17 protein-coding genes are annotated in these 15,397 nt (G+C 74.7%); 13 read left to right on the forward strand and 4 right to left on the reverse strand.

Annotation, left to right across the window (positions count from 1 at the left end):
• The first annotated feature begins 69 nt into the window (after nt 1-69).
• A complete protein-coding gene (locus tag ABZ881_RS25995) occupies nt 70-660 on the forward strand; it encodes a DUF4232 domain-containing protein (protein WP_358488224.1) in 591 nt (196 codons plus the stop codon).
• A gap of 86 nt (nt 661-746) precedes the next feature.
• Here ABZ881_RS25995 and ABZ881_RS26000 read toward each other — a convergent pair whose 3' ends face one another.
• Both ABZ881_RS26000 and ABZ881_RS26005 read right to left on the reverse strand, forming a co-directional pair.
• Entirely contained in the window at nt 747-1,349 is a 603-nt protein-coding gene (locus tag ABZ881_RS26000) for an NAD(P)H-dependent oxidoreductase (RefSeq protein WP_358488225.1), read from the reverse strand.
• 112 nt (nt 1,350-1,461) lie between these two features.
• Nucleotides 1,462-2,952: a PucR family transcriptional regulator gene (locus ABZ881_RS26005; protein WP_358488226.1), complete on the reverse strand. Its 1,491-nt coding sequence runs from the start codon at nt 2,950-2,952 to the stop codon at nt 1,462-1,464.
• 120 nt (nt 2,953-3,072) lie between these two features.
• Here ABZ881_RS26005 and ABZ881_RS26010 point away from each other — a divergent pair, with 120 nt between their 5' ends.
• From ABZ881_RS26010 to ABZ881_RS26055, 10 genes are all read left to right on the forward strand, one after another.
• Nucleotides 3,073-5,460, forward strand: a complete 2,388-nt coding sequence (locus ABZ881_RS26010; protein ID WP_358488227.1) for a molybdopterin cofactor-binding domain-containing protein — start codon at nt 3,073-3,075, stop codon at nt 5,458-5,460.
• Nucleotides 5,461-5,483: 23 nt separating this feature from the next.
• Nucleotides 5,484-6,206: a LamB/YcsF family protein gene (locus ABZ881_RS26015; RefSeq protein ID WP_358488228.1), complete on the forward strand. Its 723-nt coding sequence runs from the start codon at nt 5,484-5,486 to the stop codon at nt 6,204-6,206.
• Between the two features lie 28 nt (nt 6,207-6,234).
• Nucleotides 6,235-6,480, forward strand: coding sequence for an acetyl-CoA carboxylase (locus tag ABZ881_RS26020; protein ID WP_358488229.1), 246 nt, complete (start codon nt 6,235-6,237; stop codon nt 6,478-6,480).
• 12 nt (nt 6,481-6,492) lie between these two features.
• Complete coding sequence (locus ABZ881_RS26025) at nt 6,493-7,845, forward strand: acetyl-CoA carboxylase biotin carboxylase subunit (RefSeq protein WP_358488230.1); 1,353 nt, start codon at nt 6,493-6,495, stop codon at nt 7,843-7,845.
• Nucleotides 7,845-8,717: an allophanate hydrolase subunit 1 gene (locus tag ABZ881_RS26030; protein WP_358488231.1), complete on the forward strand. Its 873-nt coding sequence runs from the start codon at nt 7,845-7,847 to the stop codon at nt 8,715-8,717. Before ABZ881_RS26025 ends, ABZ881_RS26030 begins: the two co-directional genes overlap by 1 nt.
• Nucleotides 8,714-9,694 (forward strand): biotin-dependent carboxyltransferase family protein, encoded by a 981-nt coding sequence (locus ABZ881_RS26035; RefSeq protein ID WP_358488232.1) that lies wholly within the window; start codon nt 8,714-8,716, stop codon nt 9,692-9,694. The genes ABZ881_RS26030 and ABZ881_RS26035 overlap by 4 nt, the downstream gene beginning before the upstream one ends.
• 774 nt (nt 9,695-10,468) lie before the next feature.
• The gene (locus ABZ881_RS26040; RefSeq protein ID WP_358488233.1) at nt 10,469-10,735 is read left to right on the forward strand and encodes a hypothetical protein; all 267 of its coding nucleotides are present in this window, start codon (nt 10,469-10,471) and stop codon (nt 10,733-10,735) included.
• Between the two features lie 125 nt (nt 10,736-10,860).
• Nucleotides 10,861-11,544 carry a hypothetical protein gene (locus tag ABZ881_RS26045; RefSeq protein ID WP_358488234.1) on the forward strand — a complete coding sequence of 228 codons (684 nt, stop codon included), beginning with the start codon at nt 10,861-10,863 and terminating at the stop codon, nt 11,542-11,544.
• Between the two features lie 89 nt (nt 11,545-11,633).
• Nucleotides 11,634-12,101, forward strand: coding sequence for a hypothetical protein (locus ABZ881_RS26050; protein WP_358488235.1), 468 nt, complete (start codon nt 11,634-11,636; stop codon nt 12,099-12,101).
• Between the two features lie 69 nt (nt 12,102-12,170).
• On the forward strand, nt 12,171-12,836 hold the full coding sequence (locus tag ABZ881_RS26055; protein WP_358488236.1) for a hypothetical protein: 666 nt from the start codon (nt 12,171-12,173) through the stop codon (nt 12,834-12,836).
• A 4-nt stretch (nt 12,837-12,840) separates the two neighbouring features.
• On the opposite strand, the gene ABZ881_RS26060 is transcribed toward ABZ881_RS26055, so the two are convergent.
• Nucleotides 12,841-13,497: a pentapeptide repeat-containing protein gene (locus tag ABZ881_RS26060; protein WP_358488237.1), complete on the reverse strand. Its 657-nt coding sequence runs from the start codon at nt 13,495-13,497 to the stop codon at nt 12,841-12,843.
• Between the two features lie 38 nt (nt 13,498-13,535).
• Nucleotides 13,536-14,492 carry an alpha/beta fold hydrolase gene (locus ABZ881_RS26065; RefSeq protein ID WP_358488238.1) on the reverse strand — a complete coding sequence of 319 codons (957 nt, stop codon included), beginning with the start codon at nt 14,490-14,492 and terminating at the stop codon, nt 13,536-13,538.
• 142 nt (nt 14,493-14,634) lie between these two features.
• Here ABZ881_RS26065 and ABZ881_RS26070 point away from each other — a divergent pair, with 142 nt between their 5' ends.
• Together ABZ881_RS26070 and ABZ881_RS26075 are read left to right on the forward strand one after the other, a co-directional pair.
• Entirely contained in the window at nt 14,635-14,823 is a 189-nt protein-coding gene (locus tag ABZ881_RS26070; protein ID WP_344017593.1) for an antitoxin VbhA family protein, read from the forward strand.
• Nucleotides 14,820-15,395, forward strand: coding sequence for a Fic family protein (locus tag ABZ881_RS26075; RefSeq protein WP_358488239.1), 576 nt, complete (start codon nt 14,820-14,822; stop codon nt 15,393-15,395). Before ABZ881_RS26070 ends, ABZ881_RS26075 begins: the two co-directional genes overlap by 4 nt.
• The last annotated feature ends 2 nt before the right edge of the window (nt 15,396-15,397 follow it).

The following is a 15,397-nucleotide window of genomic DNA, read 5'->3' on the forward strand; positions in this document are numbered from 1 at the left end:
GACCGGGTGACGAGCCGGTCGCGGCAGAGGTCACAATGAACCTGTAGGTCCGACGGGACGGAGAGCGGGATGGCGGGTCTGCGCAGGTCGGGGGCCGCGATCGCACTGCTGGCGCTGGCCGCGGGCTGTTCCGCTCCCGCCCCCGCGCCGAGCGCCGTCCCGAACATCGCCGCGGCTCCGCAGCCGGCGATCCCCCCGGGGGAGATCGCCGCACCGGCCGCGCCGGATCCGGCCGCGCCGGCCGGCCCGTGCACCGGCGACACGCTCGACGTCTCCGCCACCCCGGTCCGCCCGGACGGCGACGCGGGCGTGCAGGAGCTGGTGTTCCGCAACACCGGTCCCGCGGCCTGCGTGCTCGACGGCTATCCAGGCGTCTCCTTCGTCGCCGGCAACGAGGGGACCCCGGTCGGTGCGCGCGCCGCGATCGACGGGCCCCGTGCCCAGGTCCGCCTCGAACCCGGGCGGGCCGCCACCGCGACGCTGCGCGTCACCGCCACCGAGAGCTACCCGGCGCGGGACTGCGACCCCCGGGAGGTCCGCGGGATCCGGGTCGCGCCGCCCGGGGGGACCGGCGGCCGCTTCGTGCCGCGGCCCGGCCCGGTGTGTGCGGCCGAGCCGGAGCCGCCGCAGGCCACCGTCGCGTCGGTGGTCGCGCGCTGAGTCGCCGGAGTCTCGCCCCGCGGCCGTCGCGCTGAACCCGGGCGGACCCGGCCCGGCCGGACGCACCGGCGCCGGTCAGGGCCCGTTCAGGCGACGGCCCCTTGCCCGGAGCGGGCGTCCCGCAGGGCCCGCCCCCACCACACGAGCTGGTCGGTGAGCACCCGCGCGGCCTCCGCGGCGGAACCGTCGTCGGTGAGGCTGCCGCCGTCGTCGAACAGGGTCCAGAAGTCGTGCAGGCTGACCGAGTCCCGTACCGGGGCACCGTGCAGCTCGACGAACACCGTCCGCAGGTGCTCGACCGCCCGGACGCCGCCGGAGCGCCCCCCGTAGCTGACGAACCCGACCGGCTTGGCGGCCCATTCGGCGTGGAAGGCGTCGATCGCGATCTTCAGCCCGGCCGGATAGGAGTGGTTGTACTCCGGGGTGACCACGGCGAACGCGTCCGCGCCGGCCAGCCGTGTGGCCAGGACGGGATCGGGGTCGCGATCCATCCGCGGTGCGAGATCGGACCCGAGCAGGTCCACGACGTCGACGACGACGTCGTCCCGTCCGCCGGCGGTGTCGGCGAACCAGCGGGCGACGGTCGGCCCGGCCCGGCCGGTGCGCACGCTGCCGATGATGACGGCGACCCGGACGGGATCGTCGGTGCCGGTCCCGGTGCCTGCCGTGCTGTTCGAGGTCAGGGTCATGACTGCTCCCGCAGGGATTCGGCGGGTGGCCTCTCCACCCGGCACCGATGACGCTATGAGCTATAGCTCACTACAGGTCAAGGGCCGGGGTGGGGTGGGTGCGCGGGCAGGCTCAGGCCGGCGCGTGCAGGGCGAACCAGAGCTCGGCCCGCACCCCGGGGGAGTCGAGGTCGCGGCCCAGCAGTGCGCCGGCCTTCTCGATCCGGGAGCGCAGCGTGTGCCGGTGCACGCCCAGCCGGGCTGCGGCCGGATCCCACTGGCCGTGGTGGGCGAGCCACTCGCGCAGCGAGGCGACCAGGTCGCCGCGGCGCTCGGTGTCATGCCGCACCAGCGGGGCGAGCACCGACTCGGCGAAGGCGGCCGCATCCTCCGGGATCACCAGCGCGGACAGGCCGCTGCCGGCCAGGTCGGAGAACCGGATCACCGCGCGGTCCCGGCGTTCGGCGGCGTCCAGCGCCCGCCCCGCCTCCCGCAACGCCCGGCCGAGGTGGGTCACCGGCGCCGGATCGGAGATCCCGGCCCGCACCCCGCGGACCCGGGCGGCGAGGCTCAGCACGGACTCCACCGCGTCCGCACCGACGATCGCGGCGACCTGCCCGTCCAGCTCGGCGTGGAACCCGACCGACGCCCGTTCGAGCCCGTCCACCAGCACGTCCAGCCGGCCCGCGGCGGGCCGCCCGCCGAGTGCGATCGCGACCAGGTCGCCGTCGGGCAGCGCGCCCCAGGTGTCGGCGAGCACCCGGTCGGCGCCGCAGCCGGGTAGCGTGGCGAGGCTGCGCAGCACGGCGGTGCGCAGCCGCTGCTCGGCCCGCCCGGCCGCGGCGGTGCGCGCGTGCGCCAGGGTCAGCACCGACACCGCCGAGCCGATCACCTGCCGGTCGACCGGGCTGAACTGCCGGTTCCGCCCGACCACGAGCACCGCCGGGCCGATCAGCCGGACCGGCTGCAGCACGACCTGCCCGTCACCGGTGGACACGGTCACGCTGGACGGGCCGGAGTGCTCGCGGACCCGGGCGATCTCACCGGCCAGTGCGACCGCCCGCCGGGACGCCTGGCGTGGCGCGGCGTGCCGTACCCGGTCGTCGGCGTCGGAGACCAGCACCCACGCCTCCAGGCGTTCCGCGAGCCGGTCCAGCACCCGGCCGGTGCTCTCGGCGCGGTCGTCCCCGAGCGCCGCCGCGGTGAGCGCCCGCTGGGCCTCGTCGGTGCGCACCACCTCGGCGTACCGTTCGGCCGCGCGGGCCTCGGTGACCGCTCTGGTCAGCGCCAGGAACGGGGTGCGCTCGGGCACCTCGATCAGCGGCAGCCCCTCGTGCTCGCAGGCCGCGGCGACCGCCGGGAGGTGCTCGTCGTGCCCTAGTCCGGTGCCGAACCCGAGCGCCGCGAGCCCGTGCGCGGCGACCCGCCGGACGTAGGCGGCCGGATCGGCGGCCGGCCCCAGGCCGGTGGTGAGCAGCAGCTCGCCGCCCTCCAGGTACGGGGTCGGATCGGCGAGCTCGGAGGAGTGCACCCAGGTGATACGACGATCCAGATCCGCGGAGGGACACGCGGGGCGCAGTCCGAGGGTGCGGTCATCGCAGAGGTCCTGCAAGGTGACCGACATAAAGCCCCCTGACACAGTGGAGTGCTGGCGCTGCTGAACTCGACGATCCGGACACTACCGCGGATCGGTGTCGTGGATCACGCTGTCCGGCACGGATCGTCGTCGAAGGGAAGTTCGAGCGTGACCACCACCGCGCCCCGGACCATCACCGCGCAGCGCTACGTCGGGACCAGCCTCCCGCGCAAGGAGGACCCGGCCCTGCTGACCGGTCGGGCGACCTGGACCGACGACATCACGCCCGTGGGCACCCTGCACATGGCGGTGGTCCGCAGCCCGGTCCCGCACGCCAGGATCGTCTCGATCGACACCACGGCCGCCCGCGAGCAGACCGGTGTGCGCGCCGTCTACACCGCAGCCGACGTGGACCACGAGTTCCTCGCCGGCATCCCGTGCGGCTGGCCGGTCACCGAGGACATCAAGGTGCCCGACCACCGTCCGCTGGCCCGGGACGAGGTCAACCATGTCGGGGACGGCGTGGCCGTCGTCCTCGCGACCAGCGCCCGGGCCGCCCGGGACGCGGCCGACCTCGTCGACGTCGAGTACGACGAGCTGCCCGCCGTCGTCGACATCGCCGACGCGCTGGCCGACGACGCCCCGCTGGTGCACACCGAGCTGGGCACCAACCACTGCTACACCTGGCCGCTCGCCACCGGTGACGTGGACGCCGCGTTCGCCGAGGCCGACGTCGTCGTCTCCGGGCAGTACCTGCAGCAGCGGGTGATCGCCTCGCCGATGGAGCCGCGCGCCGTGGTCTGCGTGCCGGACCCGGTCGGCGGCGGGTTCACCGTCTACACCGCCACCCAGGTCCCGCACTTCGTCCGGGACATCCTGGCCGCGGTCACCGGGATCTCCGACACCAAGATCCGGGTGATCGCCCCGGACGTCGGCGGCGGCTTCGGCGCCAAGCTGAACGTCTACGCCGAGGAGTTCCTCGCGCTCGTCCTCGCCCGCAAGCTCGGCGCACCGGTCAAGTGGACCGAGACCCGCTCTGAGCACCACCAGGCCACCACGCACGGCCGCGGCCAGATCCAGGACATCTCGGTCGCCGCGACCAAGGACGGCAAGATCCTCGGGATGAAGGTCGAGCTGCTCGCCGACATGGGCGCCTACCTGCAGCTGCTCACCCCGGGCATCGCCGTGTTCGGCGCCTTCACCTTCTGCGGGCTCTACGACTTCGGCAGCTACTCCTTCACCTGCCGCGGCGTGTTCACCAACCTCACCCCGACCGACGCCTACCGCGGCGCCGGCCGCTCCGAGGCCGCCTACGGTCACGAGCGGATCATGGATGACCTGGCCCGCGAGCTGGGCATGGACGCGGCCGAGGTGCGGCTGCGCAACCTGCACCCCAAGTTCGACGAGCCGCGCACCGTCCCGTCCGGCGTCCAGTACGACTCCGGCGACTACGAGACCTGCATGCGCAAGGCGATGGAGCTCGTCGACTACGAGAAGCTGCGCGAGGAGCAGCGGACCCGGCGCGAGTCCGGCGACGCCGTGCAGATCGGCATCGGCTTCGGCAACTTCACCGAGTCCGGCGGCCTGTCGCCGTCCAAGGTGGCGGCCGGGGTGCGGCTGCAGTCCGGCGGCTGGGAGCAGGCCACCGTCCGGATGACGACCAGCGGCAAGGTCGAGGTCGTCACCGGCACCTCGCCGCACGGGCAGGGCCACGAGACGGCCTGGTCGCAGATCGTGGCCGACCGGCTCGGCGTGCACCCCGACGACGTCGAGGTGCTGCACGGCGACACCCTGATCGCGCCGTTCGGCCGCGACACCTACGGCTCACGCAGCCTCGCCGTCGGCGGCACCGCCGTGCACCTGGCCGCCGGGAAGGTGCGGGACAAGGCGATGCAGATCGCCGCGCACCTGCTGGAGGCCGACGAGAAGGACCTCGAGTTCGAGGCCGGCCGGTTCCAGGTCGCCGGCACCGCCGGCCCGTCGGTGACCATCCAGGAGGTCGCCGGGGCCGCCTCGCTGGCCGCGAACCTGCCCGACGGCATGGAGCCCAACCTGACCGCCGACTCGGCGTTCGATCCACCCAACTTCACCTGGCCGTTCGGCACCCACATCTGCGTCACCGAGGTCGACACCGAGACCGGCTTCACCCGGATCCGCCGCTACGTCGCCGTCGACGACTGCGGCGTCGTCGTGAACCCGACGATCGTCGAGGGCCAGCTGCACGGCGGCATCGCCCAGGGCATTGGCCAGGCGCTCTACGAACACGCCACGTTCGACGACGCCGGCAACCCGACCGCGGGCAACCTGGCGTCCTACACCGTGCCCGCGGCGACCGACCTGCCGCACTTCGAGCTGGAGCAGACCGTCACCCCGTCGCCGACGAACCCGATGGGGGTCAAGGGGATCGGCGAGTCCGGCGCGATCGGGTCGTCCCCGGCCGTGGTCAACGCCGTGATCGACGCCGTCGCGCACCTCGGGGTCACCCACGTCGACATGCCCGCCACGCCGCAGGCCGTCTGGCGGGCGATCACGCGAGCGAGCGAGCAGACTGCCTGAACCCGTAAGGAGGAGGCCGGGACATGGTGGCCATCAACTGCGACATGGGCGAGTCGTTCTCGATCTACCACTGCGGCGACGACGAGGGGCTGATGCCCTACGTGACCGTCGCCAACGTGGCGTGCGGGTTCCACGCGTCCGATCCCCGGGTGATGACCCGGACCGTGAAGCTCGCCAAGCGGCACGGCGTGAAGGTCGGCGCGCACCCGTCGCTGCCCGACCGCGAGGGCTTCGGCCGTCGCGAGATGACGATGGACCGGGAGGAGCTGACCGCCGCCGTCGTGTACCAGATCGGCGCGTTGTCGGGCTTCCTGCGCGCCGAGGGCATGGACCTCAACCACGTGAAGGTGCACGGGTCGCTCTACGGGATGTCCTCCCGTGACCCGGAGGTGGCGCAGGCGATCGCGGACGCAGCGGACGTCTTCGGCGCACCCCTGATGGGGATGGTCGGCACCGTGCACGAGCAGGTGTGGGGCGACCGCGCCGCCGGGTTCATCGCCGAGTACTACGCCGATCTCGACTACCGCGACGACGGCTCGCTGATCATCACCCGGGAGCACCAGGCGTTCGACCCGGTGCGGTCCGCGGAGCGCGCGCTGCGCGCCGTCACCGAGGGGAAGGCGACCTCGGAGAACGGCAAGGAGCTCACCGTGCGCGCCGACTCGGTGTGCGTGCACTCCGACACCCCGAACGCGGTGGAGCTGGCCGAGGCCGTCCACGCCGCCCTCAAGCCGCATCTGAACTGAAATCCCACCTGAGCTGAGGAGTTCGTACGTGCCCCGTCATGAGGTCGTCTCCCCGATCCCCGGCGTCTTCTACCGCAAGCCCGACCCGGACAGCCCGCCGTTCGCCGAGGACGGCGGCACCGTCTCCGACGACCAGGCCATCGGTCTGGTCGAGGTCATGAAGTCGTTCCACCAGATCCCGGCCGGTGCCTCCGGCACGCTCGTCGAGTTCCTGGTCGGCGACGAGGACGAGGTGGACGCCGGCCAGCCGGTGGCGGTCATCGAGATCGACTGAGGGGCCGCACCGATGAAGAAGCTGCTCGTCGCGAACCGCGGCGAGATCGCCGTCCGGATCATCCGGGCCGCCAGGGACCTCGGGATCTCCACGGTCGCCGTCGCCTCCGCGGCCGACGCCGACGCGCTACACACCCGCCTCGCCGACACCAGCGTCGACATCGGGCCGTCGCCGGCGTCCAAGTCGTACCTGGTCGCCGACGCGATCCTGGCGGCCGCGAAGGACTCCGGGGCGGACGCCGTGCACCCGGGCTACGGGTTCCTCTCCGAGCGGGCGTCGTTCGCGACCGCGGTCGCCGACGCCGGGCTGACCTTCGTCGGGCCGGCGGGCCCGGTGATCGAGCGGATGGGCGACAAGGTCGCGGCCCGTGAGGTCGCCCGGGCCGCCGGGGTCCCGACGGTGCCCGGCACCCCCGGCGGCGTCGCCGACGCCGACGCGGCGGTCGAGGCGGCCCGGGACACCGGCTACCCGGTGATGCTCAAGGCCGCCGCCGGCGGCGGCGGGCGCGGCATCCGGGTGGTGCAGGACGAGGCCGGCCTGCGCCGCGCGTTCGGGCAGGCGTCCACCGAGGCCCAGAAGGCGTTCGGCGACGGCACCATGTACCTGGAGCGGTTCGTCGAGCGCGCCCGGCACGTCGAGGTCCAGGTGCTCGGCGACGGCTCCGACGCGGTGCACCTGTTCGAGCGGGAGTGCTCGCTGCAGCGGCGCCGGCAGAAGGTCGTCGAGGAGGCGGTGTCCCCGGGCATCTCCGCGGCCACCCGGGACGCCATGACGACCGCCGCGGTCGACCTGTGCCGGGAGGTCGGCTACACCTCGGCGGGCACCGTCGAGTTCCTGGTCGACGACACGACGGGGGAGTTCTTCTTCATCGAGATGAACACCCGGATCCAGGTCGAGCACCCGACGACCGAGCTGGTCACCGGGATCGACCTGGTCGCCGAGCAGCTGCGGATCGCTGCCGGCGAGCCGCTGCGGTTCAGCCAGGACCGGATCGAGCGGCGTGGGCACGCCATCGAGTACCGGGTCAACGCTGAGGACCCCACCAAGGACTTCATGCCCCAGCCCGGCCCGGTCGGCCGGATCACCCTGCCCGCCGGGCCGTGGGTGCGCTGCGACACCTGGCTGGAACCCGACGCGGCCGTCCCGCCCTACTACGACTCGCTGCTGGCCAAGGTCGTCGTGTGGGGTATCGACCGCGACGAGGCGCTGACCCGGTCCCGCCGCGCGCTGGACGAGTTCACCGTCGCCGGCATCCCGACCACCGTCGGGCTGCTCCGCGAGCTCGTCGACGAGCCGTGGGTCGGCGCGGCCGACTTCCACACCGGGACCCTCGAACAGTGGCTGGCCGAACGGAAGGAGACCTGATGAGCGCCCGCTACAGCTGGGGCGGCGACGAGTTCGTGTTCGTCGAGCTGGCCGAGGAGATGAGCCTGCAGGCCAACTTCAAGGCCGTCGCGATCACGAACCTGCTGTCCGAGGAACGCCCGGACGGGATCCTGGAGATCTGCCCGGCGAACGCGTCCTACCAGGTGCGCTACGACCCCGACGTGCTCGAGCCGCACGGGTTCCTGACCCACCTCAAGGAGCTCGAGGCGCGGGTCGGCGACGCGCTGGGCGTCACCCTGAACTGCCGGGTCGTCGAGATCCCGGTGCTCTACCAGGACCCGTGGACCACCGAGACGCTGCTGCGCTTCCGGGACCGCCACCAGGACCCGGACGCCACCGACATCGAGTACGCGGCCCGCATCAACGGCTACGCCGGCGTCGACGAGTTCATCGCCGCGCACTCCGGCTCCCCCTGGTTCACCTCGATGGTCGGGTTCGTCGCCGGGCTGCCGTTCAAGTACCAGATGGTGCCCCGCGAGCGTCAGATCGTCGTCCCCAAGTACCTGCGGCCGCGCACCGACACCCCGAAGCAGACCGTCGGCTACGGCGGCTGCTTCTCCTGCATCTACTCGGTGCGCGGGGCGGGCGGCTACCAGATGTTCGGCATCACCCCGGCCCCGATCTACGACCCGCGCCAGACCAAGCCGGACTTCACCGAGCACAAGGTGTTCATGCGGCCCGGCGACATGGTCAAGTTCCGGCCGATCGACCGGGACGAGTACGACGACGCCGAGGCGAAGGCCGAGGCGGGGGAGTACCGCATCACCGCCCGGCCGGTCGAGTTCGACCTGCAGCCGTTCCTGGACGACCCGGACGGCTACAACAAGCGCCTGCTGGAGGTCCTGACGTGAGCGCGACGACGTCGATCGAGGTCCGCAAGCCCGGCCTGTCCACCACGGTGCAGGACGGCGGCCGGTCGGGCTACTACCACCTGGGCATCCCGCCGTCGGGCGCGCTGGACCAGTACTCGCTCGCCGCGGCGAACGCGCTGGTCGGCAACTCGCCCGACGACGCCGTGCTCGAGATCGTCTACATGGGCCCGGAGCTGCGCTTCACCGGCCCGGCCGTGGTCGCCGTGACCGGTGCGGCGATCGCGCCGCGGGTGAACGGGGAGACCCGGCCGCAGTGGGAGTCGTTCGCCGTCGCCGAGGGCGATGTGCTCGACTTCGACTATCTCAAGTCCGGTGCGCGGGCCTACCTGGCCGTGTCCGGCGGCCTGGACACCCGGGTCGACCTGGGCAGCCGCTCCACCTACGTGATCGGCTCGCTGGGCGGGGTGGACGGCCGCCCGATCGCCGAGGGCGACGTGCTGCCGATCGGCTCCGGCGGGTCCGGGCGGGCCGGCCTGGTGGTGCCCGAGGACCTGCGGACGTCGACGTCCAAGGACGTCGAGGTGCGCGTCGTGATGGGCCTCTACGACCACCGGCTCACCGACACCGGCCGGGCCACCTTCCTGGACACCACCTGGACGCTGACCCCGGTCGCCGACCGGATGGGCTTCCGCTACGCCGGCGGGCAGCTGGAGACGGTCGACCGGGAGCCGCCGTTCGGGGCCGGGCAGGACCCGTCGAACATCGTGGACTCGCCGTACCCGATCGGCTCCATCCAGGTGCCGGGCGGCGTGGAGCCGATCATCCTGCACCGCGATGCGGTGTCCGGCGGCGGCTACATGATGGTGGCGACGGTGATCTCCGGGGATCTCGACGTGGTCGCCCAGTCGGCGCCGCGGACCCGCACCCGGTTCGTCGAGGTCGACCTGGAGACCGCGCTGGGGCTGCGCGCCGAGCGGAAGGACCGCCTCGCCCGGATGTACGCGGCGCTGACCTGACGGCCCCGGTTCCGCCGGACCGAGGTAGGTGACTCACCCGTCCGGGGTGGCCGGACGCGATCATCTGGTCCAGACTCGACGCTCGGTCGTACCGGAACATCGCGGGGAGGCGGTTGGCGCACCATGGGCAGGCACCGGAGCACGGCGGGTACGAGCCTGGCCCGGAGGATCCTCGCGGTCGCGATCCCCGCGATCGGCGCGGTCGCGCTCGCCGCGGCCGTGGTGCTCGGGTCCGGGCCGGATCGGCCCGCCGACCGTGCCCCGGAGCCGGACACGTCCGCGCCCGAGCCGGGCGCGACCGCAGGCACCCCCGACGGGATCCCGGCCGCGCCCGACGCCACGGGTGCACCGGGTCCCGCGCTCGCCGCCGGGGAGGCGGCCGGCGCCGCCGCGACCGCGCCGGCCGCCGCGGGCCGGGGCGCCGGGGGATCCGTACCGGGTCCGGCCGCCCCGGCACCTGCCGGATCGGGTTCTGCGGACGCGGGCGCCGGGGGTTCCGGCGGGTCGGGTTCCGGCTCGGGTACCGCCGGCGCCGGTCCGGCGGGTCCGGCTGCTGCGGGCCCTGCGGGCTCAGCTGGTACTGGCCCTGCCGGTACGGATCCTGGCGGCTCGAGCCCTGCGGCCATGGGCCCTGCCGGTTCGGGTCCTGCGGGTCCCGAACCTGGTCCCGATCCTGCGGGTCCCGAACCTGCGGACTCCGGCCCTGCCGGCCCAGGCTCTGCCGCCCCGGGTGCCGGCCCCGCCGCACCGGGCCGCGACCGCACACCCCCGCCGGTGCCGCAGCCCCGGACCGAACCCGTCCCCGTCGTCCCGCAGCAGCGCTCGGCCGACCCGGCACCATCGCGCAGCGCCACCCCACCCGGCAGCGCACCCCGTCAGCGCGCCGACCGCCCCGGCCTGGGCACCCGCGACGAGGTCCGGCAGAAGGTCCGCGGCGCGGACGAGAGCGGCGCCCTGCTCCGGCTCCGGCTGAAGCTGCAGGAGTCCGCGGAGCTCGACGTGCGGGTCCCCGGCCCGGCGCTCTCGCTGATCCCGGACTGACCCCCGGCCGGGCTGCGCACCCACCCGTTCGGCGCATGACCGCGGCGCACCCCGCCCGTCATCGTGATCAGCATGATTGATCCGATCGGCCGTACTGATTGCTCCTGATGGCGCCACGCCATCGCATGCCCGCGTCCCACGGCGCCGCTCCCCGGGCCGGGCACACCCCGCCGCGCCGCGGCCCGGGCCGTCCCGGACCGTGGCGGACGGTCCTGTACGGCGGGATCCCGCTGCTGCTGGTGACCGGCGCCGTCGTCGCGAGCCTGCTCACCGGCCGCGCCGCACCGGCCGACGAGCGGATCGGGGACAGCGTGCCGATCCCGACGTTCGCCGACCGGCCCTCGGCCGTCGCGGACGGCCCGGAGCCGACACCGGGCCCGTCCCGGACCGCCCCGCCCCGCACCACGGCCCCGCACGGCGCAGTGCCCGGCGAGGCGATCCTGGCCGGCGATCCGGCCGCCCGCGCCGCCGGCGACGCCGCCCGCGCGGTCACCGTGCGGGCCGCCGCCGAGGAGCGCGCGGCGGAGCAGGCCCGCCAGGAACGCGAACGGGCCGCGCAGCAGCGCCGGGCCGCCGAGGTGGAGCTCCGCCGGGAACGGGCCCGGACCGCGGCGGAGTCACCCCCACCTGCCGGACCGGCCCGGCCCGCGCCCGACCCGCCCGTCCCCACCGAGGCCGAGCCGGCACCGCCCGCCCCGGCCGGGCCCGAACCGGCGGAGTCGCCCGGCCCGGGCTCCGACCGGCTCGCGCCGACCGGCGACGGGCCCGCGAACCCGCTGGGGGAGCAGCCCGGGACCACCGGAGAGTGACCAGCCATCCGGGCGGTCGCGGTCCGGCCGCGCGCCCGCCATCATCGACGGAGCCGTTGAGCTGTTCGGACCAGCCGGAAGGGGCGCTGATGGGCGGACGTCATCGCGCGCGTCGGGTACGCCGCGCCCCGACCCGCCGCGCGCTGCTCGAGGCGCTGCCGGTCGTCGTCGCGATGGCCGCGGCGGTGGTCGCCCTGGTCGCGGTGGTCGTCGGCGGCGGGCTGCTCACCGGTGGCGGCGCCCCTTCGCTCACCCAGAGGGCGGGCGTCGGGGCCCCGGCCGTGCTGGTCCCGCGTGCGGCACCGGTGCTGCACCTCCCCGCCACCGACGCGGTCGCCACGGCCGCCGGTGACGCGGTCCGTGCCGCGGCCCGGCAGGACACCCGCGGGCCTGCCGCGGCCGCCGGCTGCGACCTCGACGGCCCACCCCGGTTCGACGCCCCGGCCGACCCGCACCGGATCACCAACCGCGCCTGCGGCTACCTCGACCAGCAGGGCCGGGAGCGCTCGCACGATCCGTGGATCGACGGTCAGCTCCTCGACGGCACCGGAAACTGAACCGGAGCCGATCCGGTGTTTCGCCCCGGACCGTTCGGGATACGGAGTCGGGGACGGGAGGCGATCACGATGACCGGACGGCATCGAACACCCACCACACCGGGCCACCGCGCCCTGCTCGGCACGGTCCCGCTGCTCGGCGGAGCCGGCGTCGCCGCAGGTCTGCTGGCCGGCGCCGCACCGGGGGACGTCCCGGCGCCCGCCCCGGCCGCGGCGACCCTGCCGGTGGCCGAGGCCGAGATCGAGCCCGCCGCGGGACCGCCCGGCACGGCCTCGGCACCGGTCACCGAGACCGGCACCGCGGGCCCCGGCGCCCTCCCGGGCCGCGGCGAGCTGCTGATGGACGCGGTCGCGGGCGCCCGCGACGCGACGCAGGCCCGGCAGTCGATGGACGCGCAGGCCGCCGCCGAGGTCAGCACCGTGGCCGAACAGCTGCGCGCCCAGGCCGAGGAGCGGGCCGCCCAGGCCCGCGCCGCCGGCGACGCCGAGTTCGCCGCCTACCACGAGGCGCAGGCCGAGCAGCAGCGGTCGACCGGCTCGTCCCGGCCGGTCGTCCCGGCCCCGCTGGACGCCGACCGCACCGGCGATCCCGTCGCGGACCCGGGTGCCACCTGCACGTCGTCGGACCTGCTGCGGCTCGGGCCGGTCGCGCTGGCCGGGCCGGACGATCCGGACTGCGAGCTGGACCCGTGGGTCGCCGGTCAGGTCGAGGACAGCCTGGACCGGATGCGCTGAGGCGCTACTCCAGCACGGTCAGCCCGAGCGCGGCACAGATCGCCGCGGCCTGACCGGGCGAGACGACCGCGCCGCGCAGCTCCCGCGGGGTGTCCGGGGTGATCTCGCCCAGGTCGCTGGTACGCAGGTCGGCCTGGTCCAGCCGGGCCGCCCGCAGCACGGTCCCGCGCAGCCGGCACCGGTCGAAGACCACCGTCCGCAGGTCGGAACCGGACAGATCGGCCTCGGACAGGTCGCACCCGCTGACCCGCAGCCCGCGCAGCGCGAGATCGCCGAGATCGGCGATCTGCAGGTTGCACCCGGACAGCACGAACGACGCGGCGAGCCCGCGCACGCCGCGCAGCACGGCGCCGATCATCCGGCACCCCTCGAAGCGGGTGTCCCCGAGCAGCGCGCCGGCGAACCGCGCGCCCGACAGGTCCACCCCCTCCAGCACGGCGTCGGTCAGGTCCGCATCCCGCAGGTCGGCCCCGGCCAGCGAGGCCCCCGAGATCCGGGCCCGGTCCAACCGCGCACCGCGCAGGTCCGCCCCGGCCAGCGAGCCGCCGCGCACCTGCACACCGGCGAGGTCGACCTCCCGCAGATCACCCTCCGGCAGGTCGGGATCGTGCACCGGCTCCCCGGACCGGACGGCGGCGATGAGTGTCTCGGCGGTCGTCACCCCGGCAGCCTGGCACGGGCCACCGACGGGTCCGGAGCTCAGGTCGCCGGTGGCGCGTCCGGCCCGACCGGGAAGCAGCGGACCGGCAGGGCGTTCGCCGGGTCGAGCGTGTCGGTGATGTGCTGCAGGGTGACCGGGTCGAACGCGACCGCGACGTGCTCGGCCAGGTTCGCCGGGCAGCCCTCCTGCAGCACGATGTTCGTCGCGCCGTCCATCAGCCCGGAGGTGTACGGGACGACCAGCTCGTCGTACCGGGTCAGGATCATCGTGTAGGTGACGCCGTCCACCCGCGGCCCGCCACCGGAGTTCAGCTCGGTCAGGAAGTCCGATCCGCGCAGGAACTGCCGGCACGAGGCGCACAGCGGATCCAGCACCAGCCCGATCGCCGGGCCGAGCCCGAGCTGCTGCCCGGTGCGGTTGAGGAACGCCAGCCCGGCGGTGTTCGTGCCGTCCCACAGCGGGGTGAGACCGACGTAGCGGTCGACGACCTCGGCCCCGCCGAGGAACTTCACCCAGTGGTTCGGCATCAGCGAGCCCTCGGAGTGGCCGACGATGTCGACCTGCTCCGCGCCGGTCGCGTCCAGCACCCGGTCGACGAACCCGGCCAGCTCCCGCGCGCTGTCCTCCATCGGCGTCAGGCCACCGACCTGGGTCAGCGGCGGCGGGGCCAGCGGATTGCGGCCGTAGGTCAGCGAGAACACGCAGTACCCGCGCGCGGCGAGCTGCGGGGCGACGTAGGCCCAGTTGTTCGCCTGGTTCGCCGACAGCCCGTGCACCAGCACCACCGGGTTCGGGTGCTCCGCGGTCGGCGTGCAGGTCCAGTCGTTGGAGCCCGGCGGCGGCGGATCGATCAGGTCCGTCAGCGGGTCGATCAGCCGGCCGGGAAGCTGTGCGGGCGCCGCCGAGGCGGCCTGCGCGGGGGTCACCATCGCCGTGCCGACCACCAGGGTCGCCAGCGCGATCGACGCGATCGCACCCCATCGCCGCCGGTTCATCGCTGCCGCCTCCTCGCGTCCGGTGTTACCGGTGGGTACAACGACCGGTGACGGGAAGGGATGCGCGCTGCTCCGGACGGGTGGCCGGATACGACACCCGCGGCACCGGCCACACCCGGCGTGGCTGGGTTACGCTGTGCCGGTGACGTCCTCCACCGCGCCCGCGGTCCCGGCCCCGACCTGGGCGGAAGCCGTGCGGTACGCGGCGGGCAGCATGGCGGTCGACGGGCTGGAGATCGACCGGGACGGGCAGGCCCTGCTCGACGCGGTCGCCCGCGAGGAGCTGACCGTCGACGAGGCGGTCGGGCAGGTGCTCGCCCGCTACCGGTGAGCCTCGATCCGTACCTCGATCTCGAGCACGGCGTCCTCCGCAACCGGCTCGGCATCACCGACGCGGCCGAGCTCGCCGCGGTCGAACGGCGCATCTCGGCCCTGCGCATCGCCGGGATCGAACGCTCCCCGGTGCCCGGCGGCTACGACCTGGCGCATCTGCAGCACGTGCACTGGCGGATCTTCTCCGACGTCTACCCCTGGGCCGGCACCCTCCGCACGGTCACCCTGGCCCGCAGCGGCCGCCCGTTCTGCGCGCCGGAGCTGATCCGCCACACCGCCGACGTGATCTTCGCCCGGCTCGCCGCCGGGGGCCCCTGGCGCGGCCGGGACCGCGCCGCGGTGCTCGACGGTCTCACCACCCTGCTCGCCGAGCTGAACGACCTGCACCCGTTCCGCGAGGGCAACGGCCGCGCCCAGCGGACCTTCCTGGGGCAGCTCGCCCGGGAGGCCGGCCGCCCGCTGTCCTGGGACGGCCAGGACCCGGTCACCGCCGCGGCCGCCGCCCGGGCCGCCGCGGCCGGGGACCGGGCACCGCTGCGCGCACTGCTCGACCGCGCTCTCGCGCCCTGAGC

Origin of the sequence: Pseudonocardia sp. NPDC046786, from assembly GCF_040645415.1 — a bacterium.
Taxonomy (GTDB): Bacteria; Actinomycetota; Actinomycetes; order Mycobacteriales; family Pseudonocardiaceae; genus Pseudonocardia; species Pseudonocardia kongjuensis.